The organism is Pseudomonas sp. UYEF17 (genome assembly GCF_040546125.1).
GTDB lineage: Bacteria > Pseudomonadota > Gammaproteobacteria > Pseudomonadales > Pseudomonadaceae > Aquipseudomonas > Aquipseudomonas putida_Z.
Map to the genome: position 1 here is coordinate 376,458 of NZ_JBEPNE010000003.1, position 24,416 is coordinate 400,873.

Consider the following 24,416-nt stretch of genomic DNA (forward strand, 5'->3'; position numbering starts at 1 on the left):
TCAGACTCCGCGCAACCAAGGTCTGCCCGCCTCATGATCATCGGTGCCTTCCTCATCCTCACCTGGCTGGTGCTGCTGTTGCGCTACCCGGCCAAGGCCCTGCCGATCTCGCTGGCTGCCGTTTGTGGCCTGGGCCTGGTGGCCCTGTTCGTCGTCTGGCAGGACACCCGCGAAACCTCGCAACTGGCCCGCCTGGACCTGCGCCTGACCTACGCCCCCGAACACTGCCCCGCCGACCGCGCCCTGCAGGTGCGCATGAAGAACGGCAACGACGTGCCGCTGACCGAGCTGCGCTGGCGAGTGGCGGCTTACGCTCCGGGCGATACCGTGAACCTGGCGGAGAACACCTACAACGCCCCGCGCTACCGTGGGCCGGGTGAGCTGCAGCCAGGGGCCGAGTGGAAAGACTGCCTGCCACTGCCGCCACTGCGTTCCGGGTACAGGCCGCAGACCCTGGAGTTTCGGGCAGAGCATCTGCAAGGTACGTTTGCCAACTAATGTATCGCCTGTGCCGGCCTCTTCGCGGGTAAACCCACTCCCACAGGGACTACACAGGTCTCAAATTCTGTGGGGTACCTGTGGGAGCGGGTTTACCCGCGAAGAGGCCGGCACAGGAAAACCAATCCTCCCTGACAACAGGCCCCAACCATGCCCACCGTCCTGATCACCGGTTGTTCCAGCGGCATCGGCCGCGCCCTGGCCGACGCCTTCCGCGATGCCGGCCACCACGTCTGGGCCACCGCCCGCAAACCTGAGGATGTCGAGCAACTGAACGCCGCCGGCTTCACCGCCCGGCAACTTGATGTGAACGACAGCGAGGCGCTGGCCCGCCTGGCCGAGGAACTGGTAAACCTCGATATCCTGATCAACAACGCCGGCTACGGCGCCATGGGCCCGCTGCTCGATGGCGGTGTGGATGCCCTGCGCCAGCAGTTCGAAACCAACGTATTCGCCGTGGTCGGCGTTACCCGCGCATTGTTCCCACAGCTACGCCGCTCACGGGGCCTGGTGGTGAACATCGGCAGCGTATCAGGCGTGCTGGTCACGCCGTTCGCCGGCGCTTACTGCGCCTCGAAAGCAGCCGTGCATGCCCTGAGCGATGCCTTGCGCCTGGAACTGGCGCCGTTTGGTGTGCAGGTAATGGAAGTGCAGCCAGGAGCGATTGCCTCGCAGTTCGCCAGCAATGCCCAGCGCCAGGCCGAGCAGGTGCTGGCGACGGATTCGGCGTGGTGGCCGTTGCGTGAGCATGTGCAGGCACGGGCGCGGGCTTCGCAGGACAAGCCGACCTCGGCGGCGGTGTTTGCCCAGGGCGTGTTGGCAGCGGTCGGGAAGTCGCCGGTGCCAGCGGTGGTGCGGTTGGGGAACGGCAGTACGGCGTTGCCGTTGATGGCCCGGTTACTGCCGCGGCGGGTGCTGGATTGGGCGTTGCGCAAGCGGTTTGGCCTACTGCGGCCACTCTGATTGTTTGGTTGCCTGTGCTGGCCTCTTCGCGGGTGAACCCGCTCCCACAGGTACCCCACAGAACTTTGAGTCCCTGCGATCCCTGTGGGAGCGGGTTTACCCGCGAAGAGGCCGGCACAGGCAATACAGATCAGGCAATGGAACGCAGCACCCCGCCATCCACCCGCAAGGCAGCCCCGGTAGTGGCACTGGCCTGCATCGATGCCAGGTACACCACCATGTTCGCCACCTCCTCCACCGTCGCCAGCCGCTTGATCAGCGAGGTCGGCCGGTGCTCAGCCAGGAAGTTGGCTTCCAGCTCTTCAGTCGACACCCCCTGCTCCTCGGCCAGCTTGGCAAAGAAGTCGCCCACACCTTCCGAACGCGTAGGCCCAGGCAGAACCGAATTCACCGTCACCCCGGTGCCGGCCAGGGTCTCGGCCAGCCCGCGCGACACCGCCAGCAACGCAGTCTTGGTCATGCCGTAATGAATCATCTCGGTCGGGATCTGCAGCGCCGACTCACTGGACAGGAACACCACCCGCCCCCATTTGCGCTCGGCCATGCCTTGGGCATAGTGGCGCGACAGGCGAACGGCGCTGAGCACATTGACGTCGAAGAAACGCTGCCAGTCCTCATCCCCGATCTCGAAGAACGGCTTGGGCTCGAAGATGCCCAGGTTGTTGACCAGGATGTCGGTGTGCGGCACCTGATTGAACAGCGTCTGCGCACCGGCCTGGGTGCCCAGGTCGGCAGCGATGCCGATGATGCGCGCCTGCGGCAGGCGTTCGCGCACAACTTTGAGGGCTTCGTCGACCCGGGCCTGGGTGCGACCGTTGAGGACCACTTCGGCCCCCGCCTCGGCCAGGCCGATGGCGATGGCCAGGCCGATGCCCGCGGTGGAGCCGCTGACGATGGCGCGCTTGCCGTTCAGGGAAATGTGCATCTGTGCCTCCTCGGTAATCAGGACAATTGCCGGGGCTGCTTTGCAGCCCATCGCGACACAAGGCCGCTCCTACATGCGGACGCGATCTCCTGTAGGAGCGGCCTTGTGTCGCGATGGGCCGCAAAGCGGCCCCAAAAAATCACACTTTCTTCACAGGCTGCTCATCAAACGCCTGCCAGCCACCACCCAGGGCCTTGTACAGCCCCACCAACGCCTGCGACACCGCCGCCGAACTGTCGATCCACTGCTCCTCGCTGGCCAGCAAGGCCCCCTGCACCGTCAGCACATTGAGAAAGTCCACCGCCCCTTCCACATACTGGCGCTGGGCAGTTTCCAGGGCGATGCGGTTCTGCCGCACCGCCTCGGCCAGGTGGTCGCGGCGCAGCTGGCTGGCGTTGTACAGGCGTAGCACATCGTCGATTTCATGCCAGGCACCCAGCACCACCTTGCGGTAGTTCAGCGCCGCTTCCTGCTGCTGCGCCTCGCGCAGTTCCAGGGTGCCCTTGAGCCGGCCACCCTCGAAGATCGGCAGCGACAGCTGCGGCCCGAAGGCGAACCGGCGTGAATCCCAGGCGCCGAAATCGGACAGCTGCATGGCCTGGAACCCGACACTGCCCGACAGCCGGATGCTGGGGTAGAAGTCGGCCCTGGCCACGCCAATGCTGGCAGTGGCGGCATGCAGGCGGGCCTCGGCCTGGCGAATGTCCGGGCGGCGTTCGGCCAGTTCGGACGGCAGGCCAATGGCGAACTTCTGCTGCGGCGCAGGCAGTTCGCCGCCCTGCAGCAACTCGGCCTGCAGGCTGCGCGGTGGTTCGGCGGCAAGCAGGCTGAGGGCGTTGATCAAGTCGTCGCGCCGCGCTTCCAGGCTTGGCAGGCGCGACTCGATCGAGGCGACCTGGGCACTGGCCTGGGCCACGTCCAGGCGCGTGGCGACACCTTCGGCCTGGCGGTTTTCGGACAACTTCAGGCTGTGCTGGGCGACCTTGAGGTTGTCGCGGGTCACATCGATGGTGTGCTGCACGGCGCGCAGCTGGATGTAGTTGCCGGCGGTTTCCGAAAGCAATGCCAGCAGCACGCCGCGGCGGTCGTTCTCGGCCACTTCGACCGTGGCATCGGCAGCCTCGACCTGGCGCCGCACACGGCCCCACAGGTCCAGCTCCCAACCGGCCACCAGGTCGCCCTGCCAGAGGTTGAAGGCTTCCTTGCCCGCCTTGCCGGACGGGTCACTCAGGCCTTCGGCACTGTTGCGCGAGCGGCTGTAGCCAGCGTTCACGTCCACCGACGGTACTTGGTCGGCAGCCACGGTGCTGCGCAGGGCGCGGCTTTGCAGCAGGCGGGCACTGGCCATCTGCAGGTCGAGGTTGCGCTCGGTAACACGCTGGATCAAGGCACTCAGGCGGGTATCGTGGAAGCTCTCCCACCAGCGCAGTTCCAGCGGTTCGGCCTGCGGCTGGCTGGTCGCCGCCTCACCTTGCAGCGGCGCCCACTGTTGCGGTGCCTGGCTGTCAGGGCGCTGGAAGTCCGGCCCCAGGGTGCAGCCAGCCATCAATACGGCCAGCAGCAACGGGCTCAAGCGTAGTGCCGGTTTCATCGTGCGCTTACCTCTTTGCCGTCCAGCTTGTCGCCACGGGTGTCGATGGTCGCTTCCACCGACATGCCCACGCGCAGGCGGGCAAGCAGCGGCTGGCCGTCATCGAATACGATCTTCACCGGGATGCGCTGCACCACCTTGGTGAAGTTGCCGGTAGCGTTGTCCGGCTTGACCGCGGCGAAGGTCACGCCCGTGGCCGGGGCGATGCTTTCCACATGGCCTTGCAGCTTCTCACCGGCAAAGGTGTCGACGCTGATGCTCACGGCCTGGCCAGGCTGTACGTGGGTCAGCTGGGTTTCCTGGAAGTTGCCGACCACGTAGGCCTGCTGCAACGGCACCACCGACAGCAGGCGGGCGCCCGGGTTGACGTAGGCACCGACACGCAAGGCGCGCTCGCCGACCATGCCGTCCACCGGCGCGATGATGCGGGTGTAGGACAGATCGAGCTGGGCCTTTTCCAGCCCTGCCTCGGCCCGCTTCAGCTGGCCGTCGGCACTGGCCACCTGGGCGGTAAGAATATCCACTTGCTTGCGCGCCGCTACCAGTGCCGCCTGGGCATTGGCCAGGCGTGCGCGGGCCTGGTCGACACCGCTGCGCGCCTGCTGGGCGTTCTGTACGGTGCCGGCACCCTGCTCGGCCAGGCGGCTGTAGCGGTTGACCTCATGGTCGGCGAACGCAGCTTCGGCCTGGGCCGCTTTCACTGCGGCCTCAGCCTGGGCAATCAGCGACGCCTGGCGCTCGAGAGTGGCACGGGCATCGGCGCTTTGCGCCTGGGCCACCAGCAACTGCGCCTGCGCGGCATCCAGCGCGGCCTGGTAGTCACGGGCATCGATGGTCGCCAGCAACTGGCCGGCCTTGACCTGTTGGTTGTCCTCCACCAACACCTCCTTGATGAAGCCGGCGATCTTGGGCGCGACCACGGTGTAGTCGGCGATCACATAGGCGTCATTGGTGCTCTGGCGGTGGTCACTGCCGAACATCCAGGGGCCAGCGATGCCGGCCAGGACGGCCACGGCAAGCACCGAGCCGATGAACAGGGTTTTGCGGTTGTTGGTCATTTCAGTGGTTCTCGAATTCATCCAGGGTTCAGGCCACCGCGCGCGGCGGATAGACCCGGGTAGGCACGAAAGGAATCAGGCAGATCAGGGCCACGGCAATGCAGGCCATGACCAGGTAGAGATCGGCCGAGGTCAGCACCAGCGCCTGGTCGTGGATGCGCCTGGCCAGGCCGGCTGCGTTACCGTCGACCAGCGGGGCGTTGCCCAGGCTGTCCACCAGGTGGTTGGAATGGAAGTGCCGGCGCAGGGTGCCAAGGGCGTCCAGCAGGCCACCGGCGATCACCGCGGCCAGGCCCTTGACGGTGTTGAACCAGCTGGAGGCGAACGGGCCTTCCTGCGGGGTCATGCCGTTGGTGGACAGCATCAGCAGCGGCAGCACTGCCATTGGCTGGCCGAACACCTGCAGCAGGTAGAACGGGTAGAAGTCGCCACGGATCCACTCGCTGGTCAGCAGGCTGCTGCCGACGCAGGACGCCGCCAGCATCGCCAGGCCGATGCCCAGCACCCAACGGCAGTCCACCGCGCGGATGTTGCACAGCGCCGCCGTCAGTGGCAGGGCGATCAGCTGCGGCATGGCCACCAGCATCATCAGCGGGCTGGTCTGCGCCGGGCGGTAGCCCTGGATCTGCGCCAGGTAGGCCGACGGAATGCTGCCAACACCAGAGAGCACGATCAGCAAACCGGCCAGGGTCACCAGGGCGAAACTCAGGTTGCGCCGTGACAGCATGCGCAACTGGAAGAACGGCAGCGGCTCGGACCATTCGTTGTACATGAACAGCACCAGCAACAGCAGGCCACCGCCGAGCAGCCAGCAGATCAGCGGCGAATCGAACCAGCCCCAGCGGTCACCCAGCGACAGGCCCAGCACGATGCAGCTGATGGCGGGCAGGCCGAGCAGCACGCCGCGCCAGTCGAACTGCTTGAAGCGCTCCAGGCGCAGCGGGTCCTGCGGCAGGCCCCAACCGACGCAGAACATGGCCAGCGCCGAGGGCAGGATGATCTGCCAGAACGCCCACTGCCAACCGACGTATTCGGTCCACAGCCCTGCCAGCGGCGTGCCGAGGTTGGGGCCGAAGGTGGCGGTGAGGGCATAGCAGGCCAGGCCATAGACCTTGATACCCGGTGGCAGGAAGCGCAGGGCCACGCTCATCAACATCGGCGGCAAGGCGCCAGAGGCGAAGCCCTGGAGCACACGCAGCAGCATCAGGCTGTGCAGGTTGGGGGCGAACGGTTGCAGCAGGCCGAGCACGGCGAACAGGCCGATGGCGCTCATGGTGAAGCGCCGCAGCGAGAACGTAGTGGCCAGCCATGGCGCGAAGGCCATGGCCGAAACCGAGGCGGCGCTGTAGACCGCCAGCAGCCAGGCGCCTTCGTCGGCACCGATGCCCATGGCCCCACGGATATCGGCCAGGGAGATCTTGGTCACCGACTCGTTGAGGCCCGCGCACAACACGGCCAGCAGCACACCGAACAGCCCGACCACTACCTGCAGGCCGAACGCAGTCTGCGCAGGCGCGGCCGGCGCGGGGGCGGCGGCAATCGCGGCAGACGGGGCGGACAGGGAACTCATGGGCAGACATCTCCAGCAACAAATTTGCGACTGGAGCAAGTCTAAGAAGGTCGAATGCTGACGAAAACTGACTTATCGGTAGGTTTATGTTGCGTCAGGCGCAATCCACTCCGAAACCGAGTCGCCTGCTTCGCGGGCGCGCCCGCTCCCACAGGGAAATCACAAACCTTGAGAGGTGTGTTGTACCTGTGGGAGCGGGTTCACCCGCGAAAAGGCCGGCCCAGGCAGAACATCACTCAAGGGTCGACACTGCAGCAAGCCTTCAGGGTCTGCCGCAACCACCGATGCGCGGGGTCATTGTGAAACCGTGGGTGCCATGCCTGCAGCACGGTCACTCGCTCCAGCGGCACCGGGATCTCGAACGAGCGCAGCGGCAGCCCGAGCTTGTGCACGCTGTTGAGGATGTTGGCCGGCATCGGCAGGATCAGGTCGGAATCCGGCAGCGAGAACAGCGCCGAATGAAAACTCGGGGTAATCAGCGCCACCCGCCGCTGCACCTTGAAGTTGGCCAGTTCCACATCGATCGGCCCATTGGCACGGCCACGGCGGGACACGCTGATCTGTGGATAACTGGCAAAACTGTGCGCCGTGATCGGCTGCTCGAAAATCGGGTGGTCGCGCCGCGCCAGGCCCACGTAGTAGGTCTGGAACAGGCTCTGCACCTTGATCTCCGGCCCCAGGTCCACGGTCGAGCTGATGATCAGGTCGGTACGCCCGTCGCGCAGCACGCTGTCATCATCGCCGCCGGGGCTTTCCGGCACGAAGCGCAGCACCGTGCGCGGTGCCTGCTCGTGCATGCGCCGCAGCAGCTGGGCGCCGTAGAGGGCGATGAACAGGTCGTTGGTGCGGATGTTGAAGGCCCGGTCAAGCTTGGGCAGGTCGACCTCGTCGCCACTGCGGAACACCTCGCCGGCCTGCTCCACCAACGCCGCCACCTGCTCGCGCAGGGCCAGCGCCCGCGGTGTCGGCACCAGGCCGCGACCGGCGCGCACCAGGATCGGGTCACCCAACGCATCGCGGATACGCCCCAGGGTCCGGCTCATCGCCGCCGGGCTCAGGTTCATGCGCTGCGCCGCGCCGACCACGCTGCCCTCGTCGAGCAGGGCATCGAGGGCGACGAGCAGGTTCATGTCCGGGAGTTGCATGGCCGTTTTCCGTTACAGCTGTGGGGGATGGCGATGGTAGCAGGTTGCTGGATTGCACCAGACGCAATGCGCTCGTGCGTGGTGGGGCATTTATCCTGAGGGTGGATTAAGCCAAGAATGAGGAATGGCAGGTTCGGCCTCTTCGCGGGTGAACCCGCTCCCACAGTGACTGCACAGGCTCTGAATACTGTGGCGCACCTGTGGGAGCGGGTTTACCCGCGAAGAGGCCAGAACAGACAACCCCTTAGCCAGCCTGAAACAAGGATTCCACATGCCCAGCCCTGTCCTGATCGCCATCGACGCCTCCCCTGCATCCACCGCCCTGCTCACCCTCGCCCGCCGCTACTGCCGCCCCGACGAGCACGAACTGCATGTGCTGCTGGCCATCGACTCTACCTTCGCCGTCCACGACCAACCCGCGCCTTACACCGCAGAAGAACTGGAAGAATACCCCGCCGCCTGCGAAGAGCAGCACCAGGCCGACCAGGCCGTGGCCGAGGCGGTGCGCGAGTTGCAGCAAGCCGGCTTCGCCAGCCGGGGCTGCATGGTGGCCGGGCAGCCGGTCGAGGCGATCGTGACCAAGGCACAGGAACTGAACTGTGAACTGATCATCATGGGCCACCGCCACCTGTCGCGGCTGGGGCGGATGCTGGACCCGTCGATCAGCGCGAAGGTGATTGATCGAGTGAAGGTGCCAGTGTTGGTAGGGGCAGCGAGCTAACTGCACCGCTCCCACAGGATTTGCGCCAGCCCCAAGAGCAGCGCATCACTTGTGGGAGCGGGCAAGCCCGCGAAGAGGCCAGTAGCTGCACTACCTCACCCCGGATCATCCCTCGCTCGGCTTCACCACCACCGTACAAGTCGTCCCCGCCGCCAGCAAAAACCCGTCCGGCACTTCATCGATATGAATGCGCACCGGCACCCGCTGCGCCAGCCGCACCCAGTTGAAGGTCGGGTTCACATCGGCGATCAACTCGCGGCTCTGTGGGTTGTCGCGGTCGTAGATGCCGCGGGCGATGCTCTCCACGTGGCCCTTGATGCGCTCGCCGCTCATCATCTGCAACTCGGCCTTGTCACCCACCTTCACATGCGGCAGCTTGGTCTCCTCGAAGAACCCGTATACCCAGAACGAGTTCTCGTCGACCACCGCCATCACCGCTTCACCGGTACGCGCATAGTCACCCTTGTGGATATTCAGGTTGGTCACGTAGCCGTCCACCGTGGCCACGATATGCGTGCGCTTGAGGTTCAGTTCGGCGGCGGCCAGTTCGGCAAGGGCCTGCTGGTAGTCCGCCTGGGCGGAGTTGGCGATGTTGCTGGCGTCGTCGCGGTTTTCCTTGGAGATCACCAGGTTGTCCATGTCGGCACGGCGCTTGGCGTTGACCTTGCGCATCTCCCAGGTGGCCTTGCGCGATGCAACCTGCGCCTTGGCCTGGTCGACCGCCAGTTGGTAGTGCTCGGGGTCGATCTGGATCAGCAGGTCGCCCTTCTTCACCCGCTGGTTGTCCTTGACCGGTACATCCACCACATAGCCAGGCACGTCGGCGGCGACGTTGATGATATCGGCACGCACACGGCCGTCGCGGGTCCATGGCGTGGTCATGTAGTGCAGCCACAACTGGCGACCGATCACCACGGCAGCGGCAAGCACCAACAAGGTGGCGATCAGGCTGAAGAACTTTTTCATCGAAGGATTCTCACCAGTAGAGCGACAGCGCCAAAGCGCCGAACAGGCAGACGAACAGGCTCAGGCGCAGCAGCGCCGGGTGCCAGAAGAAGCGGTAGCCATCATGGCTGGCAATGAACCGGTCCAGGCCCCAGGCCAGGCCCAGGGCGAACAGGAACATCAAGGTCATGGTGGGCATGTACACGCCATGGAAGGCGATTTCACGGGGCATGGTTTCACGGAGCATCGTGCAGTCCTTTCGCCGGTGCCAACGGCGACTGTGGGTCGAGCAGGGAAGAACGGATGAAGTGCAGGTAGCTTTGCGCGCGGCGCAGCACCGAAGTGTCGAAGTGGCGGGCGAAGGGCTCGTCGGTGGCCTGCACGCGGGCGATGGCGTGGTCCACCGCCACCAGCGCGCGTTCGTGGTTGCTGGCGCTGGGCTGCAGGAACAGCCGGGCCAGGGCACGACCCATCACGCGGATCGCCTGGCGCCAGGGCTGCGACTCGGCGTAGGCCGGATGCACCGGCGCACGGGCCTGTTCCTTGCGCAGCTCGATGACGGCGTGGCCGATTTCCAGCACGGTGAACATCCAGCCCATCAACTGGCTCTGTACCTGCGGCTTGCCGGCTGCCAGGCCATAGGCCTGGTGCAGCAGGTCACGGGTGCGGCTTTCGAAGGCCGTGCCGATGCCGCGCAGGCGGCCGCTGATGGCGAACAGCACCTGCTCGCGCAGTTCCTGCTCCAGGCGGCTCCACAGCCAGCGGCTGTTGGGCGGCAGGATGATCGCACCGGCAGCGGCACAGACGAACATGCCGATGACCATGCCGATGTAGTCGTTGATGAAGGTGTATGGGTCATACACGGTGAGGTTGTTCGGCACCGAACCGATGGCGAAGAACACCAGCAGGCCGATGCCGTAGCCGGCATAGGCCGGCCGTGACGAAAGGAACGCGCCCAGCACGAACACTGGTGCCAGGACCATGCACAGCAGCGGGAAACCGTCGATCCAGGGGAACACGAAGAAGGTTTCGAAGAAGCCGACGAAGGCACCAATCGCCGTGCCGCAGGCCATCTGGAACGACATGCGCTTGGGGTTCGGCGAGGCTGCCGACAGGCCCACGGTGACGGTGGCGATCAGGGTCATCATGGCGCCGCTGGGCCAGTCGTTGAACAGCCAGTAGCTGCCCAGCAGCAACAACACCGCCGAGGCGCGCACACCGGCGGCCAACGATACCAGCCAGCTGGTCTGCGCCACGTAGGGCTCATCCCACTGCTCGCGTTCGTGCCGGTGCGCGGCCAGCGAGGCGTGGGTTTCGGCGTAGCCGTACATCTCGTCGACGAAGCGGTAGAGCAGCTCGAAGGCAGTGTGGAAGTCGAGCAGGTCGGACTCGCTCGGCTCGGTTGCCAGGTACTCGGCGCGCAGGCCGCGCACCTGTGCCTGCAAGCCTTCCTTGTAGGCGGCCAGCTCCAGGGTCAGGCGCAGCGCATCGGCGTCGGTCAGCGCCCGGCCCACGTAGGGCTGCAACAGCTCCACCAGGGTGTTCAGGCCTGGCTCGATGGCGCCGACGATCTGCAGCGGGCCGCGGGCGCGCAGGCGCTCCAGCAACCGGTGCAGGGCATTGAAGCGTGTGGTGATGGCCATGAACTCGCTGTTCATGCGCACCAGGCGACCAGAGCGCCGGCGCATGTGCGGGTCTTCGAAGGCGGTGACGTTGCGCAGGCTCTCGAGGCCCACTGCTTCAGCGACGAAGCGCACGTTGCTGCTCTCGAAGCGGTCCCGCTGGCTTTCGCCGCGCAGGGCCTCGACCACCACCCCGGCGAACACGCCAAAGCGCTGGTACAGGGCGTTGCGCATGGCGGCACTGGCCGACTGCGGCAGGATCGCGGCGCTGACGAAGGTCGACACCAGAATGCCCAGGGCGATTTCCAGCACCCGCCATACCGCCGCCATGAACGCCTGGTCAGGGTGCTCCAGCACCGGCAGGCCGATCATCGCCGCGGTGTAGCCGGCCAGCACGAAGCCATAGGCGCGGAAGGTGCGATAGCGCATGGCACCGGCCGAGCACAGGCCTACCCACAGGGCCAGGCTGGGCAGGAACAGCTCGGTGTTCTGCGGGAATATGGCGATCAGCGCCACCATCATCGCCGAGCCGGCCAGGGTGCCGAGCACCCGGTAGAAGCTCTTGGCGAACACATGCCCGCTTTGCGGCTGCATGACGATGAACACGGTGATCATCGCCGTGCGCGGTTGCGGCAACTCCAGGCGCATGGCCAGCCACAGGGTGATGAACGCAGCGGCCAGCACCTTGAAGATGTACACCCAGGTCACCCCGTCGGTGCGCGCCCAGGCAAAGAAGCCCCGGCGCCACTCCAGGCTTTGCAGCCAGCGCACGGGCAAACTGGAAGTGCTCATTCGGCGTTATCCGGCTTCTTGTCGAAAATGGCCAGGGTGGCCGGCGTTTTCGGCGCGGCCTGGCGCTCCTCTTTCGGCACATCCTGACCAGCCTGCAAGCCACCGCCCAGGGCGGTGACCAACTCGGCATGGGCAATCAGGCGGGCAGCCTGCACCTGCTGTTGCACCTGCTGCTGGCGGAACAGCAAGGTCTGGGCGTTGAGCACGTTGAGGTAGTCGGTAAGGCCACGCTGGAAGGCGACCATGGCGATGTCGTAGGTTTTCTGCGCGGCCGCGACCGACTCGGCGGCGAAGTGCGACTGCTCCTTCATCGACTCACGGCGGATCAGCTGGTCGGAGATGTTCTTCAGCGCACCGACCACGGTCTGGTTGTAGCGCGCCACAGCCACGTCATAGCCCGCCGAGGCCACGCCCAGCTGCGAGCGCAGGCGGCCACCGTCGAAGATCGGCAGGCTGATGGCCGGGCCGACGTTGTAGTTGAACTTGCGCCCGGTGAGGAACTCCAGCGGGCCGCCGCCGGTTGCCATGAAACCAAGGCTGCCGACCAGGTCGACGTTGGGGAAGAAGCCGGCATGGGCGACATCGATGCCGCGCGCCTGGGCGGCCACCTGCCAACGGCTGGCGACCACGTCAGGGCGCTGGCCGACCAGTTCGGCCGGCAGGTTCGACGGCAGCTTCAGCGGCGCGGCCAGGGCCAGGCTCGGGCGCTGCAACTGCGCGCCCTCCCCCGGGCCCTTGCCGGCCAGGGCGGCCAGCTGGTTGCGGGCCAGGGCAATTTCTTCGTCCAGGCTGTCGAGCTGGCGGTGGGTTTCCGGCAACGGCGCTTCGGCCTGGCTGACTTCGAAGTGAGTACCGATGCCAGCATCCAGGCGGCGCTTGGCCAGGGCCAGGATCTGCTCCTGCTGTTCCAGCTCGGCCTTGACGATATCGCGCTGGGCGAAGTGCAGGCTCAGCTGGATGTAGGCGCGCACCACGTTGTTCTGCAGTTCCAGTTGCGCCTGGCGGGCTTCGGCCACGCTCATGTGCGCCTGGTCCACGGCCTGCTCGCTGGCGTTGCGTTCGCGGCCCCACAGGTCAAGTGCATAGCTGAAGCCAATGGCGGCGTTGTTGTCCCAGGTATTGGCGCCGGACAGCGCGCCCGGGCCGTAGAACTGGTCTTCAGGCCAGTTGTGGCGCTTGAGCGTGGCCTGGCCGTTGGCCTGGAGTTTTTCCGCCGACTCGACCACGCCGGCCATGGCCTTGGCTTCACGCACCCGCGCCGCAGCCATGGCCAGGCTTGGGCTGCCGGCCACGGCCAGGGCAACCCAGCGGTCCAGCTGTGGGTCGCCATAGGCGTGCCACCACTGCTGGTCGGGCCAGTGGGCGTCGGTCGCGGCTTCGCGTATGGCCGCGTCGGTGGTCAGGGTGTTGGCTTGCAGCGTCTTGCTTTGCGGGGCAATGCCCCAGGTTCCGATACAGCCGCTCAAGGTGAGGGCAAGGGCACAGGCACTGAACGCATTGAGCGTTCTGATGATGCGACGCGGCACAGCTGCGATTTCCCGAGGAAGAGGTAAAGGGGCCGGGCAATTCTAGGGGGCGGCAGCACTGGCGATAAGCGTGGATTCCTGCGAATCTTTGTTACCAAAACAGCGATAATCCGCCTTTGGTCGAAGGCAACTTTTCATCTCTTTTACGTTACTTCGTGACACAATTTTGTCCTCTACATCGAGAGTGACCCATGGACACCCTGCAAAACATGCGTGCTTTCAGTTGCGTAGCCCAACTCGGCAGCTTTACCGCTGCCGCCGGGCAACTGGATACGACCACCGCGAACGTGTCGCGGGCGGTCTCCAACCTGGAAGCCCATCTGCAAACAAGGCTGCTCAACCGCACCACCCGCCGCATTGCGCTGACCGAAGCCGGCAAGCGCTACCTGATGCGTTGCGAACAGATTCTTACCTATGTCGAAGAAGCCGAGGCCGAGGCCAGCGACGCCCATGCCCGCCCGGCCGGGCAGTTGAAGGTGCACTCGATGACCGGGGTCGGTCAGCACTTCGTGGTCGATGCCATCGCCCGCTACCGCGAATCGCACCCGGACGTGACCTTCGACCTGACCATGGCCAACCGCGTGCCTGACCTGCTCGACGAGGGCTATGACGTGTCCATCGTGCTGGCCACCGAACTGCCCGACTCGGGGTTCGTGTCCCAGCGCCTGGGCATCACCTACAGCATCGTCTGCGCCTCGCCCGCCTACATTGCCCGCCACGGCGTGGCGCACAAGCCTGCCGACCTGCTCAAGCACGCCTGCCTGCGCATGGTCAGCCCGGTGATCCCGTTGGAGAAATGGCTGTTCGACGGGCCGGAAGGCCAGGAGATGGTCAACATCACCAGCTCGCCGTTCATGGTCAATACTGCCGATGCCATGAAGACCGCCATCCGCAGCGGCATGGGCGTGGGCGTGCTGCCGATCTATTCGGCCATCGACGGCCTGCGCGATGGCAGCCTGGTACGGGTGCTGCCCGAGTACCGGCTGCAGGAGCTGAACCTGTACGCCATCTACCCGTCGCGGCAGTACCTGGATGCCAAGATCAAGACCTGGGTCGAGTACCTGCGCAACTCGCTGCCGGAGATTCTGGCAGCCCATGAGGCGGACCTGAAAACCCATCAGGTGATGATCGCCAACTAAAAAGCTGCTGCATTGCGGGGGCGGACAATGGTAGGTTGCTAACCATTGCCGGCCTCTTCGCGGGTAAACCCGCTCCCACAGGTACGCCACTGCCTTCCAGGCCTGTGCAATACCTGTGGGAGCGGGTTCACCCGCGAAGAAACCACCACCGCCCCACCGCCTTGCAGAGAAGTTGCCCGATGAAAAAGACCGTCCTGGCCTTCAGCCGTATCACCCCGGCCATGGCCGAACGCCTGCAGCAAGACTTCAACGTGATCGTGCCGAACCCCAAGCTCGGCGACATCAATGCCCAGTTCAACGAAGCCCTGCCCGAGGCCCATGGCCTGATCGGCGTTGGCCGCAAGCTCGGCCGGGCGCAACTCGAAGGGGCGGCCAGGCTGGAGGTGGTATCCAGCGTGTCGGTCGGCTACGACAACTACGACCTGGACTACTTCAACGAACGCGGCATCGCCCTGACCAACACCCCCGACGTGCTGACCGAAAGCACCGCCGACCTGGGCTTCTCGCTGATCATGGGCTGCGCCCGCCGCACCGCCGAGCTGGATGCCTGGACCAAGGCCGGCAACTGGCAGGCCACCGTAGGCCCGGCCCACTTCGGCAGCGATGTGCACGGCAAGACCCTGGGTATCGTCGGCATGGGCAACATCGGTGCCGCCATTGCCCGTCGCGGCCGGTTCGGTTTCAACATGCCGGTCATCTATTCCGGCAACAGCCGCAAGAGCGCGCTGGAGCAAGAGCTGGGCGCGCAGTTCCGCAGCCTAGAGCAACTGCTGGTCGAAGCCGACTTTGTCTGCATCGTGGTGCCGTTGTCCGATGCCACCCGCAAGCTGATCGGTGCGCGTGAGTTGCAACTGATGAAGCCGAGCGCGTTCCTGATCAACATCGCCCGCGGGCCGGTGGTGGACGAGGCGGCGCTGATCGAGGCACTGCAGAACGGCACCATTCGCGGTGCGGGCCTGGACGTGTACGAGAAAGAGCCGCTGAGCGATTCGCCGCTGTTCAAGCTGCCCAATGCCCTGACCTTGCCGCACGTTGGCTCGGCCACTGCCGAAACCCGCGAGGCCATGGCCAACCGGGCAATCGACAACCTGCGCGCGGCGCTGCTGGGTGAGCGGCCGCGGGATCTGGTAAATCCGCAGGTGTGGAAGGGCTGATAGGCCTCTACTGCCTGCACCGGCCCTTTCGCGGGTAAACCCGCTCCCACAGGTATTGCACAGGCTCTGAGGGCTGTGGGGTACCTGTGGGAGCGGGTTTACCCGCGAAGAGGCCGGTGCAGGCAACCCATTACCTATTTGGCCACCACAACACCCTCAGCCACCCTGGCCTTGGGCTTGCGAAACACCAGCACATTCCCCGCCATCACCGCCACCAACCCCAACAAGGCCGGCGCCGTCCACTGATACCCCTCGGCCACCGCCGACACGTTCAACGCCACCAACGGGAACAGCACCGTGCAGTACGCTGCCCGCTCCGGCCCCATGCGCCCGACCAGGGTCAGGTAGGCGGTAAAGGCGATCACCGAGCCCGGCACCACCAGGTACAGCAACGAGCCGATGTACCGCACGTTCCACTCCATGCTGAATGGCACGCCGCTGACCACGCAGAACACCGCCAGCATCACCGCCCCGTAGACCATGCCCCAGGCATTGGTAGTCATGGGTTTGAGCCCGGCCTTCTGCTGCATGCTCGACAGCATGTTGCCGGCCGAGAAGCACAGCGTGCCGAGCAGGGCCAGGCCAAGGCCGTACAGGGTTTCGCGGCTGGCCGCGTGGTGGGACAGCTCGGGCCAGAACAGCAGCCCCAGGCCAAGGAGCCCCAAGGCGCCACCGCCGAGCACGTTGCTGGCGATCTTCTGGCCGAAGAAGATCCGCGCGTTGAGTGCATTCCACAGGGTGGCGGTGGAGAACACCACGGCGATCAGGCCGCTGGCAATCCACTGGCTGGCGCTGAGGAAGCAGATGAAGTTGACGCAGAACAGGCACAGGCCCTGGGCCAGACAGATCTGGTGGCCACGCCGGTTCATCGGTTGCAGGCGACGGGTGAGCAGCAGGAAGGCGAACAGGATCAGCCCGGCCAGGGCGAAGCGGTAGACGATCGAGACCGGAATGGCGACCACACCCAGTTGGAGTTTCAGGGCGATCCAGGTGGTGCCCCAGATCAGGACGGTTAGCAAGTAGAGTGACAGGTTCATGGCGGCGGTTCCTTGGGCCTTTCAGGATCGGTGCCCGGCGCTTCGCGGGTGAACCCGCTCCCACAAGGACCGCGCTGCTCTCGAGGCTGGCGCGGTCCCTGTGGGAGCGGGTTCACCCGCGAATCGAGGGCGCAGCCCTCGCCGAGGCATTTCAGTGTTCTCCTGTCGAACACCCACGCGCTTGCACAAACTTGCGCATTTGTCCTGCGGGTAGCTGTAAGCCTGGCCAAGGCGCAGTAGGATGGCTGGCAAGAGGAACCGCCCATGACGCCACTCACCCAGCTGCAAGTGTTCAACGCCATGCACGCCTCGCCCCACGCCCGGCTGGAGCTGAGCGCGCACCTGGGCGACGGGCTGGCGGCGGCGTTGTGGAGCAACCGCGACGATGCCCGCGACTACCAGGCACCGAGCCATCACACCCTGTCGTGCTACATCGCCGACGGCACCGGCACCTTTCGCCGCCAGCGCCCCGGCGACAAAGGGGCGCCCGACAAGCTGTGCGTGATGCCAGCCGGGCAGGAATCGAACTGGGTGGTCAATGGCGCGATCCGCCTGGCGCACCTGTATGTCAGCGAGGCGCAATTCGCCCTGGGCTGCGTGCGCCTGCTCGACCGTGAACCGCGTGAGCTGCAACTGCAGGAAGCGACCTTTCTCGATGACCCGCAGCAGGCCAAGCGCTTTCGCCAGCTGATAACCCTGGACTGGGATGAACCTGGCGAACGCTTGCTGGCCAGCAGCCTGGCGCACGAGATCGTCGACCATGCGCTGCTCAACCAGGTCGGGCTGCGCCAGGGCCTGCGGCTGAAAGGCGGGCTGGCACCGAGCCTGCGCCGGCAAATGGTCGACTACATCGAAGCGCATCTCGACCAGCCCATCACCCTGGGTGAACTGGCCTTGCGCTGCAACCTGTCCGAATACCACTTTGCGCGCATGTTCCGCGCCAGTTTCGGGCTGCCGCCGCACCAGTACCTGCTGGCCCGGCGGCTGCATCGGGCCTGCCAGCTATTGCGGCTGGGGTTGATGCCTTTGGGGGAGATTGCCCTGTTGTGCGGGTTTGCCAGTGCCAGCCATTTCAGCAACCGGTTCCGCCAGGCGGTCGGTGCAACGCCTGGCGAATACCGTCTGGCCTTCAATTCGTGAAACTGGGGCCGCTTTGCGGCCCTATCGCGACACAAGGCCGCTCCTACAGAGGTACGCGTTTCCCTGTAGGAGCGGCCTTGTGTCGCGATAGGGCTGCAAAGCAGCCCCAAATGCCTAGAACTCGAAGGTACTGGACAAGCTCACCTGCCGCGCATCGCCAATGGCCACAAAGTACTGGTTCACCGCCGAGCTGTAGTAAACCTTGTCGAACAGGTTCTTCACGTTCAGTTGCAACAGCACCTTGTGCTCGTCGAGCCTGGTCTCGTAGCTGGCAAAGGCATCGGCCACGGTATAGGACGGCAGGTCGAAGGTGTTGGTCGGGTTGCCAGCGCGCTCGCCCACGTACCGTGCCCCCGCGCCAACGCGCAGGCGATCGCCGCCGAACAGGCTGCCATAGTCATACACCGCCGACAGCGAACCACTGTGGCGGGCCACGTTCTGCAGGCGGTTGCCCTTGAGGTCCGGGTCCTTGGTCACTTGCGCATCGGTGAAGGCGTAGCTGCCGATCAGGCTCCAGCGCTCACTCAACTGGCCGATCAGGTCCAGCTCGACACCCCGTGAGCTGACCTCTCCAGCATTGCTGTACACCGTTTCGCGCGTACTGGTATCAAAGTTGGAAACCAGCACGTTGCGCTTGGTGATGTCGAACAACGCCAGGGTTCCGGTAAGGCGGCCTGGCATGTCGAGCTTGGCGCCCAGCTCCCACGATTTGCCCTCCTCCGGCGCCACCGACGAGTCAAGCACCACATTGCCGACCAGCGGCGCGATGGTGGAGTTGGGCTTGAACGACTCGCTATAGCTGCCATAAAACGACAGCTGCTCGTCCACCTTGTAGACGATACCTGCATGCGGCACCCACGCCTGGCCATTGATGTCGGTGTTGGCCTTGAACGGGCGGCCGCGGCCGGCGTATTGGTCGAACTGCTGGAAGCGCGCACCGGCCACCAGGATCCAGTGATCATCCAGGTGCAGCGCGTCCTGCACGAACAACGCGTCGGTGCGTAGCTTGTCGGTCTGGTCGCTGTCACTGGCTTTGACGGTGGTGCCCTCCACTTCCTGCCCGTAGATCGGGTTCATGTAGCTGAAGGTAGATTGGGCGCTCTGCCGGATCAGGTCACCACGAAAGACCTTGCGGTCTTCATGATCGACACCGAACAGCAGGTCGTTCTGCATCCCGGCCAGTTCCACATTGCCGGCCAGGCTCAGGGTGGCGAACTGGTCACGGCTCATGGCGTTGTGGGTGCCGTCGATGCTGCGCGACAGCGTGCCGCTTTTTTCATTCACGCCGGTCACCCGCACCTGGCTGGCATCATAGGTTTCGCGGTTGAAGCTGTAGCCGAAGTGCAGCTTCCAGTCATCGGCCAGTTGGTGGTCGACTTCCAGTCGGTACAGGTCGGAACGCCCCTCCATGTCGTTGAAGGGCTCGTCCAGGCGCCGCGTGGCTGGGATATCCAGCGGGTGGCCGTTGTTGCCGAACGCCGTGCCACGGTCGAAGGGGTAGAGAAATTCGCGATGCTCGTAGGCCAGTACCACCTGGGTGTCTTCGCCCAGCCAGGCCAGCGACGGCGCTACCAGCGATTCGCGGTGCACGCCGTAGTTGCGCCAGTAGTCCTCATCTTGGTCGACGATCAGCCGATAGGCGAAGTTGCTGTCGCCCAGCGCGCCGGTGCTGTCGAACCCGCCACCGCTGCCGTTCTTACCGCTGCCGTAGGTCGACCCGCGCACGGTCAGGGCGTTGTACTGCTCGAGTTGCGGGCGCTTGCTGACCACGTTGATGACCCCGCCCGGGTCCTGGATACCGTACAGCAGCGAGGCCGGGCCCTTGAGCACTTCGACCCGCTCGGTGCTGGCGTTGAGGCTGCGGCCCTGCACGATGGGCATGCCATCGCGCATGATCGAGCCGTCGCGGTTGTCGCCGAAGCCGCGCTTCATCACCGTGTCGGAGGTGCCACCGAAATTGTTGCCCTGGGTGATGCCGCTGACATTGGCCAGGGCGTCATCGAGGTTGCGCGGGGCCTGGTCACGGATGACCTGGGCCGGCACCACGTTGATGGCTTGGGGGATGTCCTGGCTAGGGCCCTGCCCGCGCATGATCGAGGCGGTAGCCGGGGGCTGGTAGCTGTAGTCGTCCAGTTGCGAGGTCACGGTGATGGCCTGCAGGTTGAGGGCGCCGGAGGTGTCCACTGCTTCGAGGGTGAGCGTGCGTGCATCGACGCGGCGCCAGGCCAGCCCGTTAGAGCCCAGCAGCTGTTGCAGGGCCTGTTCGGCGCTGAACCTGCCGTTCAGCGCCGGCGCCTGCACGCCTGGCAGTTCCAGGGTGTAGACCACGCTCTGGCCGGTGGTGCGGCTGAAGGCGCCAAGTGCCTGGGCAAGGGGTTGCGCTGGCTGGGCGAAGGTGTACGCCTGCTGCTGCTCGGCGGCACAGGCCAGGGGGGCGACAGCGAATGCCGGGAGCGCGGAAAGGCCGAGCCAGAGAGGGACGCAACGCGGGGTGAACTTCATGGACGCTGACCTGTGAGAGGGATATGACTGCGAATGAATCGCACTTCCACTCATTACACGGATGCCACGTCCTGTTACCTCACCCGCTATCTGAAAATATTTTTGCCTGTGCCGGCCTCTTCGCGGGTGAACCCGCTCCCACAGGTACTGCACAGGATTTGAAACTTGCGCCCTTCCTGTGGGAGCGGGTTCACCCGCGAAGAGGCCCGCACAGGCGACTACCGGATCAGGGTCAACCGCCCCAGCACTGTCTGCCGCGAAAAGCCCATCACCTTCCCTAGCGAATCCAGCGCCAGCAACGGCTCGGCCACGGGGAAACTGCCACTGACCTTGCGCTGCCCCAGTTCACCATCAAGCAGCAGGATGCGCCCCGGGTAATAACGCCCCAGGTCCTCGACCACTTGCGCCAGCGGCACCTGGTAGTAATTCAGCCAGCCCTGGCGCCAGGCCAGGCGGTTGTCGCTGTCCACCGTCAGGGTGTCGCCGACTCGGCCGGCAGCGTAAGCCGCCTGCTGGTTGGCCGTCAGTTCACGCGCTGCGGCGCCCGGTGCCGGGCTCACCGCCACGCGCCCGCTGCGTACCGTGACCTGGGCGCCCTCGCCCTGCTCGCGCACTTCGAACTGAGTGCCAAGCACGCGCACCTCGCCGCCGGCAGCTTCCACCACGAACGGCGCGCCGGTATGCGTGACCTGGAAGAACGCCGCACCATGCAACAACCGCACGCGGCGCTCGCCCTGCACAAAATCGACTGCAATCGCGCTCCCCGCATCCAGCGTCACCTGCGACTGGTCGGCCAAGGTCACCTGGCTAACTTGACCAGCACTGCTGTAGTCGGCCTGCAGGTCCTGAAGCCACAGGCCCGGGTGCCAACCACCGGCAACGCCCACGGCCAGCACCAGGCACGCAGCCACCGCCAGCGCCGCGACCCGCTGCCGCCAGGGTTGCCTGGCCGGTGGCCTGGCCATCGCATCCAGGTAACGTTGCAGGCTTGCCTGTTCTTCAGCGGCCAGGCGCGCCGCCGGGGCGGCGCTGTTCTGCCACAGCGCCTGGGCCTGGGCGTAGGCCTCACGGTGCCCAGGGTCGGCCAGCAGCCAGCGCTTGAACGCCGTGCCCTCGGCTTGCGCAGGCTGCTCGTTGATGCGGCTGAGCCATTGCAGTGCAGCCCGGGACTGCGCCTCGGTGATCGGCGGTAAACGGCTCATCGACGGGCACTCCCTGGCCGGCGTGGGGTGGACGCGGGCTCGGCAACACTCGCCTTGCACGCTTCGAGGGCGCGCATCATATGCTTTTCCACAGCACTCTGGGACAGTTGCATGGCCTTGGCGATCTCGCCGTACTTGCAGCCGTGGATACGGTTGAGCAGGAAGATCTGCCGGGTGCGCTCGGGCAAGGCGCGCAAGGCAGCGTCGATGCGCTGCAAGTCGTGATCGATCTCCACAGCCTGTTCCGGGGCCTGGGCCATGGCCGCCTCATCCAGCGGCAGCACAGCTTCGGCCACGCGCTCGCGGCAGCCTTCGCTGCGCAGGTGGTCGATGGCCAGGTTGCCGGCGCAACGCAGCAGATAGGTGTCCAGCGCCTCGACCTTGACCTCGGGGCGACGCCAGAAGCGCAGGAACAGTTCCTGGACCAGGTCCGATGCCGTGGCCCGGCAGCCGACCCGGCGGCTCACCAGGGCCTCCATGCGGGCCCGCTGGGCCTGGAACACCTGGACGAAGCGCGCACGCCCGCCGCCGCTTTCGGCACCCGCCTCGATCATGTCGCCCGGCTCGCTCACCTGATCACTCGGCGAACACGGCCAGCAACGGGCCCAGCACCACGCTGGCGGCGGCCAGGCCCAGCAACAGGCGGGGCTGGTATGGCAGGCCGAACACCCACAGGGTCACCCCGGCCATCATCACTGCAGTCCACTCCACCAGGCCATGGGCCCAGCCCCGCAGGTGCACGCTGAGCACCAGTGACAGCACCAGCAACAGCCAGCCGGCACTTCGCAACAGGCCCAATTGCCCGGGGCGCGGCTTGCGCCCGAGCAGGTCGACGAAGTGCTTCTCCATGGCCAGGCACAGGGCAGCGAAGCCGGCGTAAGCGATCAGTGCATTACCCAGCATCAGCTCGCCTCCGCCGTTTCAGCGCTCGGCTTCTTTGCTGCACGCAGGGCCCGCTTGGCCACAGGTTTCGGGCTGTGCAACATCTTGCCGGCCAGCCAGGCCAGGAACAGGCCGGAGCCCAGCGCTGTCAGGTCGAAGCCGGCCATCGCCCAGTCACCTGCCGGCAGCGAATGGTTCAGGCCCTGGCCGGTGGTCAGGCCGTTGAGCAGCGGCAGCAAGGCGAAGGCCAGCGCGCCCAGTGCCAGTTGCTCGCCCCATGCCCGCCGCCCACTGCGCAGCACGGCGTGCACCAGCGATAGGCCCCAGGCGGTGAAGAAGGCGTTGACCTCCCAATCGGCCCGGCCTTCGACACCCATCGGGATCAGGCGGTTGGCCCAGAAGAAGCCCGCCACGGCCAGCAACAGGCCGCTCATGCTGGCGATATTGAGCACCTCGACCAGGCGCAGTTCGCCCGGCAGGCGTTCGCTCCTGGCATGCTTGAGCTGACGCTTGCCCAGCCACATCACCAGCCCGGTGCCGATTACCGCGGTACCGGCCACGCCAAAGAAGAAGTACAGCCAGCGCAGCCAGGGCCCGGCGAAATTGCCCATGTGCAGACCGGCAAAGCTGAAGGCGGTCATCATCGCCCCGCTCTCCGGCTTGCCCTGGCTCAACAGCGCACCGCTGGCGCCATCGAAGGTCCAGTTGGCGCTACGCCGATAGGCCACATGGTCGGCCGCGGACTGGGTGAAGGTAACGCGGGCATTGCTGTCGCCGGCATTTTCCACCTGGATACGGCCGATACGCGCGCCTGGTTGCAGGTCCTGCACCTTGGCGTACAGGCTCGGCAACGGTACCAGCGGCGCGGCCACATGGGCCGCCTTGGGCGCATCGTTACGGCCGAACAGGTCGTTGAAGTACTTGCCGGTGTCATTGCCGTAGCTGGCCATGATGCCTGCCGGCATCACCATGTACATGAACAGCACCAGGCTGCTGTAGCTGATCATCAGGTGGAACGGCAGCACCAGCACGCCAATGGCGTTGTGCCCGTCCAGCCAGGAGCGCTGGCCCTTGCCAGGTCGGAAGGTGAAGAACTCCTTGAAGATCTTCTTGTGGGTGATGATGCCGGTGACCAGCCCCAACAGCATGATGAAGGCGCAGAACGTCGACAGCCAGCGGCCGAAGGGGTATGGCATCTGCAGCTGGAAGTGAAAGCGGTAGAAGAACTCGCCACCGCGACTGTCGCGTGCCTCCACCGGCTGGCCGGTCTGGGTATCGAGGGTCCTGGTGACGAAGCCGCGTGGCCCGCCATTGGGGTCGCGATAACCCACGCTCAAGGCAGCCTCGCGTGCGTTGGGCATGCGGATCAGCCAGGTGCCCGAATGCCCGGCGTTGTCCTGCAGGTACTGCTGGGCTATCTCCAGGCTATGGGTCGGGTCCAGATCATGGCTGCGCACTTCTGGCTGCGACCAGTGGGTGATTTCTTCCTTGAAATACGACAGCGTGCCGGTGAGGAAGATGGCAAACAACAGCCAGCCGAAGATCAGGCCGGTCCAGGTGTGCAGCCAGGCCATGGCTTGGCGGAAGCCTTCTTTCATGGGGTTTTCATCCAGTAGGCCAACCCGCTGATCACACCCAGCAGCATGCTTGGCGCCAGCACGCCCAGCCAGGCGCGCAAAGCGCTGCGGCAGGCGAAGCACCAGATGAACGCCAGCAGGTAGAAGACGAATGACAGCAGCAGGCCTGTGAGCGTGGCATCAACCTGTGGCAGCGGCGCTAGCAGGGTAATGCAGACGCTGGCCACGGACGCCAGCAGGTAGCCGCCCAGCAGCGCGGCCAGGCTGCGTGAAGTTACGGCCAGGCGATAGTTGAGCGAGAGACCGGCAGTTTTGCGCGTCATGGCGAAGGCCCGGGCGTTTTCGGGCCTGCAATAATAATGATTTCAATTCTCATAAGCAAAGGCCGAGCGATGAGCCGCCTGCTGCCTTGAATGCAACAAGAAAT

The 24,416-nt window shown here is 65.5% G+C and carries 22 protein-coding genes; 6 read left to right on the forward strand and 16 right to left on the reverse strand.

Going from position 1 to position 24,416, the window contains the following annotated elements; genetic code table 11:
* The first annotated feature begins 33 nt into the window (after window positions 1-33).
* Together ABIB24_RS07070 and ABIB24_RS07075 are read left to right on the forward strand one after the other, a co-directional pair.
* Window positions 34-498: a hypothetical protein gene (locus ABIB24_RS07070; protein ID WP_015271749.1), complete on the forward strand. Its 465-nt coding sequence runs from the start codon at window positions 34-36 to the stop codon at window positions 496-498.
* A 150-nt stretch (window positions 499-648) separates the two neighbouring features.
* Entirely contained in the window at window positions 649-1,461 is an 813-nt protein-coding gene (locus ABIB24_RS07075; RefSeq protein ID WP_061552458.1) for an SDR family oxidoreductase, read from the forward strand.
* A 130-nt stretch (window positions 1,462-1,591) separates the two neighbouring features.
* Here ABIB24_RS07075 and ABIB24_RS07080 read toward each other — a convergent pair whose 3' ends face one another.
* The 5 genes from ABIB24_RS07080 to ABIB24_RS07100 all read right to left on the reverse strand — a co-directional run bounded on the left by ABIB24_RS07080 (window position 1,592) and on the right by ABIB24_RS07100 (window position 7,750).
* Window positions 1,592-2,386: an SDR family NAD(P)-dependent oxidoreductase gene (locus tag ABIB24_RS07080; RefSeq protein ID WP_274079122.1), complete on the reverse strand. Its 795-nt coding sequence runs from the start codon at window positions 2,384-2,386 to the stop codon at window positions 1,592-1,594.
* 139 nt (window positions 2,387-2,525) lie between these two features.
* Window positions 2,526-3,977 carry an efflux transporter outer membrane subunit gene (locus tag ABIB24_RS07085; RefSeq protein ID WP_354316245.1) on the reverse strand — a complete coding sequence of 484 codons (1,452 nt, stop codon included), beginning with the start codon at window positions 3,975-3,977 and terminating at the stop codon, window positions 2,526-2,528.
* Window positions 3,974-5,035, reverse strand: coding sequence for an HlyD family secretion protein (locus tag ABIB24_RS07090; protein ID WP_354316246.1), 1,062 nt, complete (start codon window positions 5,033-5,035; stop codon window positions 3,974-3,976). The genes ABIB24_RS07085 and ABIB24_RS07090 overlap by 4 nt, the downstream gene beginning before the upstream one ends.
* Window positions 5,036-5,063: 28 nt before the next feature.
* A complete protein-coding gene (locus ABIB24_RS07095) occupies window positions 5,064-6,605 on the reverse strand; it encodes an MFS transporter (protein WP_354316247.1) in 1,542 nt (513 codons plus the stop codon).
* 236 nt (window positions 6,606-6,841) lie between these two features.
* Window positions 6,842-7,750, reverse strand: a complete 909-nt coding sequence (locus ABIB24_RS07100) for a LysR family transcriptional regulator (protein WP_015271755.1) — start codon at window positions 7,748-7,750, stop codon at window positions 6,842-6,844.
* 271 nt (window positions 7,751-8,021) lie between these two features.
* Between ABIB24_RS07100 and ABIB24_RS07105 the strand changes: the two genes are divergently transcribed.
* Entirely contained in the window at window positions 8,022-8,471 is a 450-nt protein-coding gene (locus ABIB24_RS07105) for a universal stress protein (RefSeq protein ID WP_137162382.1), read from the forward strand.
* Window positions 8,472-8,576: 105 nt separating this feature from the next.
* Here the strand turns inward: ABIB24_RS07105 and ABIB24_RS07110 are convergent, their stop codons facing one another.
* From ABIB24_RS07110 to ABIB24_RS07125, 4 genes are read right to left on the reverse strand one after another with little or no spacing between them, the layout of a single operon-like run.
* Window positions 8,577-9,437: an efflux RND transporter periplasmic adaptor subunit gene (locus ABIB24_RS07110; protein WP_137162383.1), complete on the reverse strand. Its 861-nt coding sequence runs from the start codon at window positions 9,435-9,437 to the stop codon at window positions 8,577-8,579.
* 10 nt (window positions 9,438-9,447) lie between these two features.
* On the reverse strand, window positions 9,448-9,648 hold the full coding sequence (locus tag ABIB24_RS07115) for a DUF1656 domain-containing protein (RefSeq protein WP_008097766.1): 201 nt from the start codon (window positions 9,646-9,648) through the stop codon (window positions 9,448-9,450).
* 4 nt (window positions 9,649-9,652) lie between these two features.
* Window positions 9,653-11,830 carry an FUSC family protein gene (locus ABIB24_RS07120; RefSeq protein ID WP_354316248.1) on the reverse strand — a complete coding sequence of 726 codons (2,178 nt, stop codon included), beginning with the start codon at window positions 11,828-11,830 and terminating at the stop codon, window positions 9,653-9,655.
* On the reverse strand, window positions 11,827-13,356 hold the full coding sequence (locus ABIB24_RS07125; RefSeq protein WP_247846545.1) for an efflux transporter outer membrane subunit: 1,530 nt from the start codon (window positions 13,354-13,356) through the stop codon (window positions 11,827-11,829). The genes ABIB24_RS07120 and ABIB24_RS07125 overlap by 4 nt, the downstream gene beginning before the upstream one ends.
* A gap of 191 nt (window positions 13,357-13,547) precedes the next feature.
* On the opposite strand from ABIB24_RS07125, the gene ABIB24_RS07130 reads away from it, so the two are divergent.
* On the forward strand, window positions 13,548-14,495 hold the full coding sequence (locus ABIB24_RS07130) for a LysR family transcriptional regulator (protein ID WP_013974172.1): 948 nt from the start codon (window positions 13,548-13,550) through the stop codon (window positions 14,493-14,495).
* Window positions 14,496-14,674: 179 nt separating this feature from the next.
* Entirely contained in the window at window positions 14,675-15,649 is a 975-nt protein-coding gene (locus ABIB24_RS07135; protein WP_354316249.1) for a 2-hydroxyacid dehydrogenase, read from the forward strand.
* Between the two features lie 134 nt (window positions 15,650-15,783).
* Here the strand turns inward: ABIB24_RS07135 and ABIB24_RS07140 are convergent, their stop codons facing one another.
* Complete coding sequence (locus ABIB24_RS07140) at window positions 15,784-16,686, reverse strand: DMT family transporter (protein ID WP_085627222.1); 903 nt, start codon at window positions 16,684-16,686, stop codon at window positions 15,784-15,786.
* A gap of 264 nt (window positions 16,687-16,950) precedes the next feature.
* Between ABIB24_RS07140 and ABIB24_RS07145 the strand changes: the two genes are divergently transcribed.
* Entirely contained in the window at window positions 16,951-17,826 is an 876-nt protein-coding gene (locus ABIB24_RS07145; RefSeq protein WP_025340601.1) for a helix-turn-helix domain-containing protein, read from the forward strand.
* A 114-nt stretch (window positions 17,827-17,940) separates the two neighbouring features.
* Here ABIB24_RS07145 and ABIB24_RS07150 read toward each other — a convergent pair whose 3' ends face one another.
* The 6 genes from ABIB24_RS07150 to ABIB24_RS07175 form a co-directional block, all read right to left on the reverse strand.
* Window positions 17,941-20,328, reverse strand: a complete 2,388-nt coding sequence (locus ABIB24_RS07150) for a TonB-dependent siderophore receptor (RefSeq protein WP_354316250.1) — start codon at window positions 20,326-20,328, stop codon at window positions 17,941-17,943.
* A gap of 218 nt (window positions 20,329-20,546) precedes the next feature.
* On the reverse strand, window positions 20,547-21,530 hold the full coding sequence (locus ABIB24_RS07155) for a FecR family protein (protein ID WP_274079117.1): 984 nt from the start codon (window positions 21,528-21,530) through the stop codon (window positions 20,547-20,549).
* Complete coding sequence (locus ABIB24_RS07160) at window positions 21,527-22,102, reverse strand: RNA polymerase sigma factor (RefSeq protein ID WP_274079116.1); 576 nt, start codon at window positions 22,100-22,102, stop codon at window positions 21,527-21,529. The genes ABIB24_RS07155 and ABIB24_RS07160 overlap by 4 nt, the downstream gene beginning before the upstream one ends.
* Window positions 22,103-22,106: 4 nt before the next feature.
* Entirely contained in the window at window positions 22,107-22,433 is a 327-nt protein-coding gene (locus ABIB24_RS07165) for a DUF3325 domain-containing protein (RefSeq protein WP_075046307.1), read from the reverse strand.
* Window positions 22,433-24,010, reverse strand: coding sequence for a PepSY-associated TM helix domain-containing protein (locus tag ABIB24_RS07170; RefSeq protein WP_274079115.1), 1,578 nt, complete (start codon window positions 24,008-24,010; stop codon window positions 22,433-22,435). Before ABIB24_RS07170 ends, ABIB24_RS07165 begins: the two co-directional genes overlap by 1 nt.
* A complete protein-coding gene (locus ABIB24_RS07175) occupies window positions 24,007-24,312 on the reverse strand; it encodes a DUF3649 domain-containing protein (protein WP_274079114.1) in 306 nt (101 codons plus the stop codon). Before ABIB24_RS07175 ends, ABIB24_RS07170 begins: the two co-directional genes overlap by 4 nt.
* Between the last annotated feature and the right edge of the window lie 104 nt (window positions 24,313-24,416).

Coding starts and splice junctions, on each gene's coding strand:
- ABIB24_RS07070 (WP_015271749.1), top strand. CDS start 34: ATGATCATCGGTGCCTTCCTCATCCTCACCTGGCTGGTGCTGCTGTTG.
- ABIB24_RS07075 (WP_061552458.1), top strand. CDS start 649: ATGCCCACCGTCCTGATCACCGGTTGTTCCAGCGGCATCGGCCGCGCC.
- ABIB24_RS07080 (WP_274079122.1), bottom strand. CDS start 2,386: ATGCACATTTCCCTGAACGGCAAGCGCGCCATCGTCAGCGGCTCCACC.
- ABIB24_RS07085 (WP_354316245.1), bottom strand. CDS start 3,977: ATGAAACCGGCACTACGCTTGAGCCCGTTGCTGCTGGCCGTATTGATG.
- ABIB24_RS07090 (WP_354316246.1), bottom strand. CDS start 5,035: ATGACCAACAACCGCAAAACCCTGTTCATCGGCTCGGTGCTTGCCGTG.
- ABIB24_RS07095 (WP_354316247.1), bottom strand. CDS start 6,605: ATGAGTTCCCTGTCCGCCCCGTCTGCCGCGATTGCCGCCGCCCCCGCG.
- ABIB24_RS07100 (WP_015271755.1), bottom strand. CDS start 7,750: ATGCAACTCCCGGACATGAACCTGCTCGTCGCCCTCGATGCCCTGCTC.
- ABIB24_RS07105 (WP_137162382.1), top strand. CDS start 8,022: ATGCCCAGCCCTGTCCTGATCGCCATCGACGCCTCCCCTGCATCCACC.
- ABIB24_RS07110 (WP_137162383.1), bottom strand. CDS start 9,437: ATGAAAAAGTTCTTCAGCCTGATCGCCACCTTGTTGGTGCTTGCCGCT.
- ABIB24_RS07115 (WP_008097766.1), bottom strand. CDS start 9,648: ATGCCCCGTGAAATCGCCTTCCATGGCGTGTACATGCCCACCATGACC.
- ABIB24_RS07120 (WP_354316248.1), bottom strand. CDS start 11,830: ATGAGCACTTCCAGTTTGCCCGTGCGCTGGCTGCAAAGCCTGGAGTGG.
- ABIB24_RS07130 (WP_013974172.1), top strand. CDS start 13,548: ATGGACACCCTGCAAAACATGCGTGCTTTCAGTTGCGTAGCCCAACTC.
- ABIB24_RS07135 (WP_354316249.1), top strand. CDS start 14,675: ATGAAAAAGACCGTCCTGGCCTTCAGCCGTATCACCCCGGCCATGGCC.
- ABIB24_RS07140 (WP_085627222.1), bottom strand. CDS start 16,686: ATGAACCTGTCACTCTACTTGCTAACCGTCCTGATCTGGGGCACCACC.
- ABIB24_RS07145 (WP_025340601.1), top strand. CDS start 16,951: ATGACGCCACTCACCCAGCTGCAAGTGTTCAACGCCATGCACGCCTCG.
- ABIB24_RS07150 (WP_354316250.1), bottom strand. CDS start 20,328: ATGAAGTTCACCCCGCGTTGCGTCCCTCTCTGGCTCGGCCTTTCCGCG.
- ABIB24_RS07155 (WP_274079117.1), bottom strand. CDS start 21,530: ATGAGCCGTTTACCGCCGATCACCGAGGCGCAGTCCCGGGCTGCACTG.
- ABIB24_RS07165 (WP_075046307.1), bottom strand. CDS start 22,433: ATGCTGGGTAATGCACTGATCGCTTACGCCGGCTTCGCTGCCCTGTGC.
- ABIB24_RS07170 (WP_274079115.1), bottom strand. CDS start 24,010: ATGAAAGAAGGCTTCCGCCAAGCCATGGCCTGGCTGCACACCTGGACC.
- ABIB24_RS07175 (WP_274079114.1), bottom strand. CDS start 24,312: ATGACGCGCAAAACTGCCGGTCTCTCGCTCAACTATCGCCTGGCCGTA.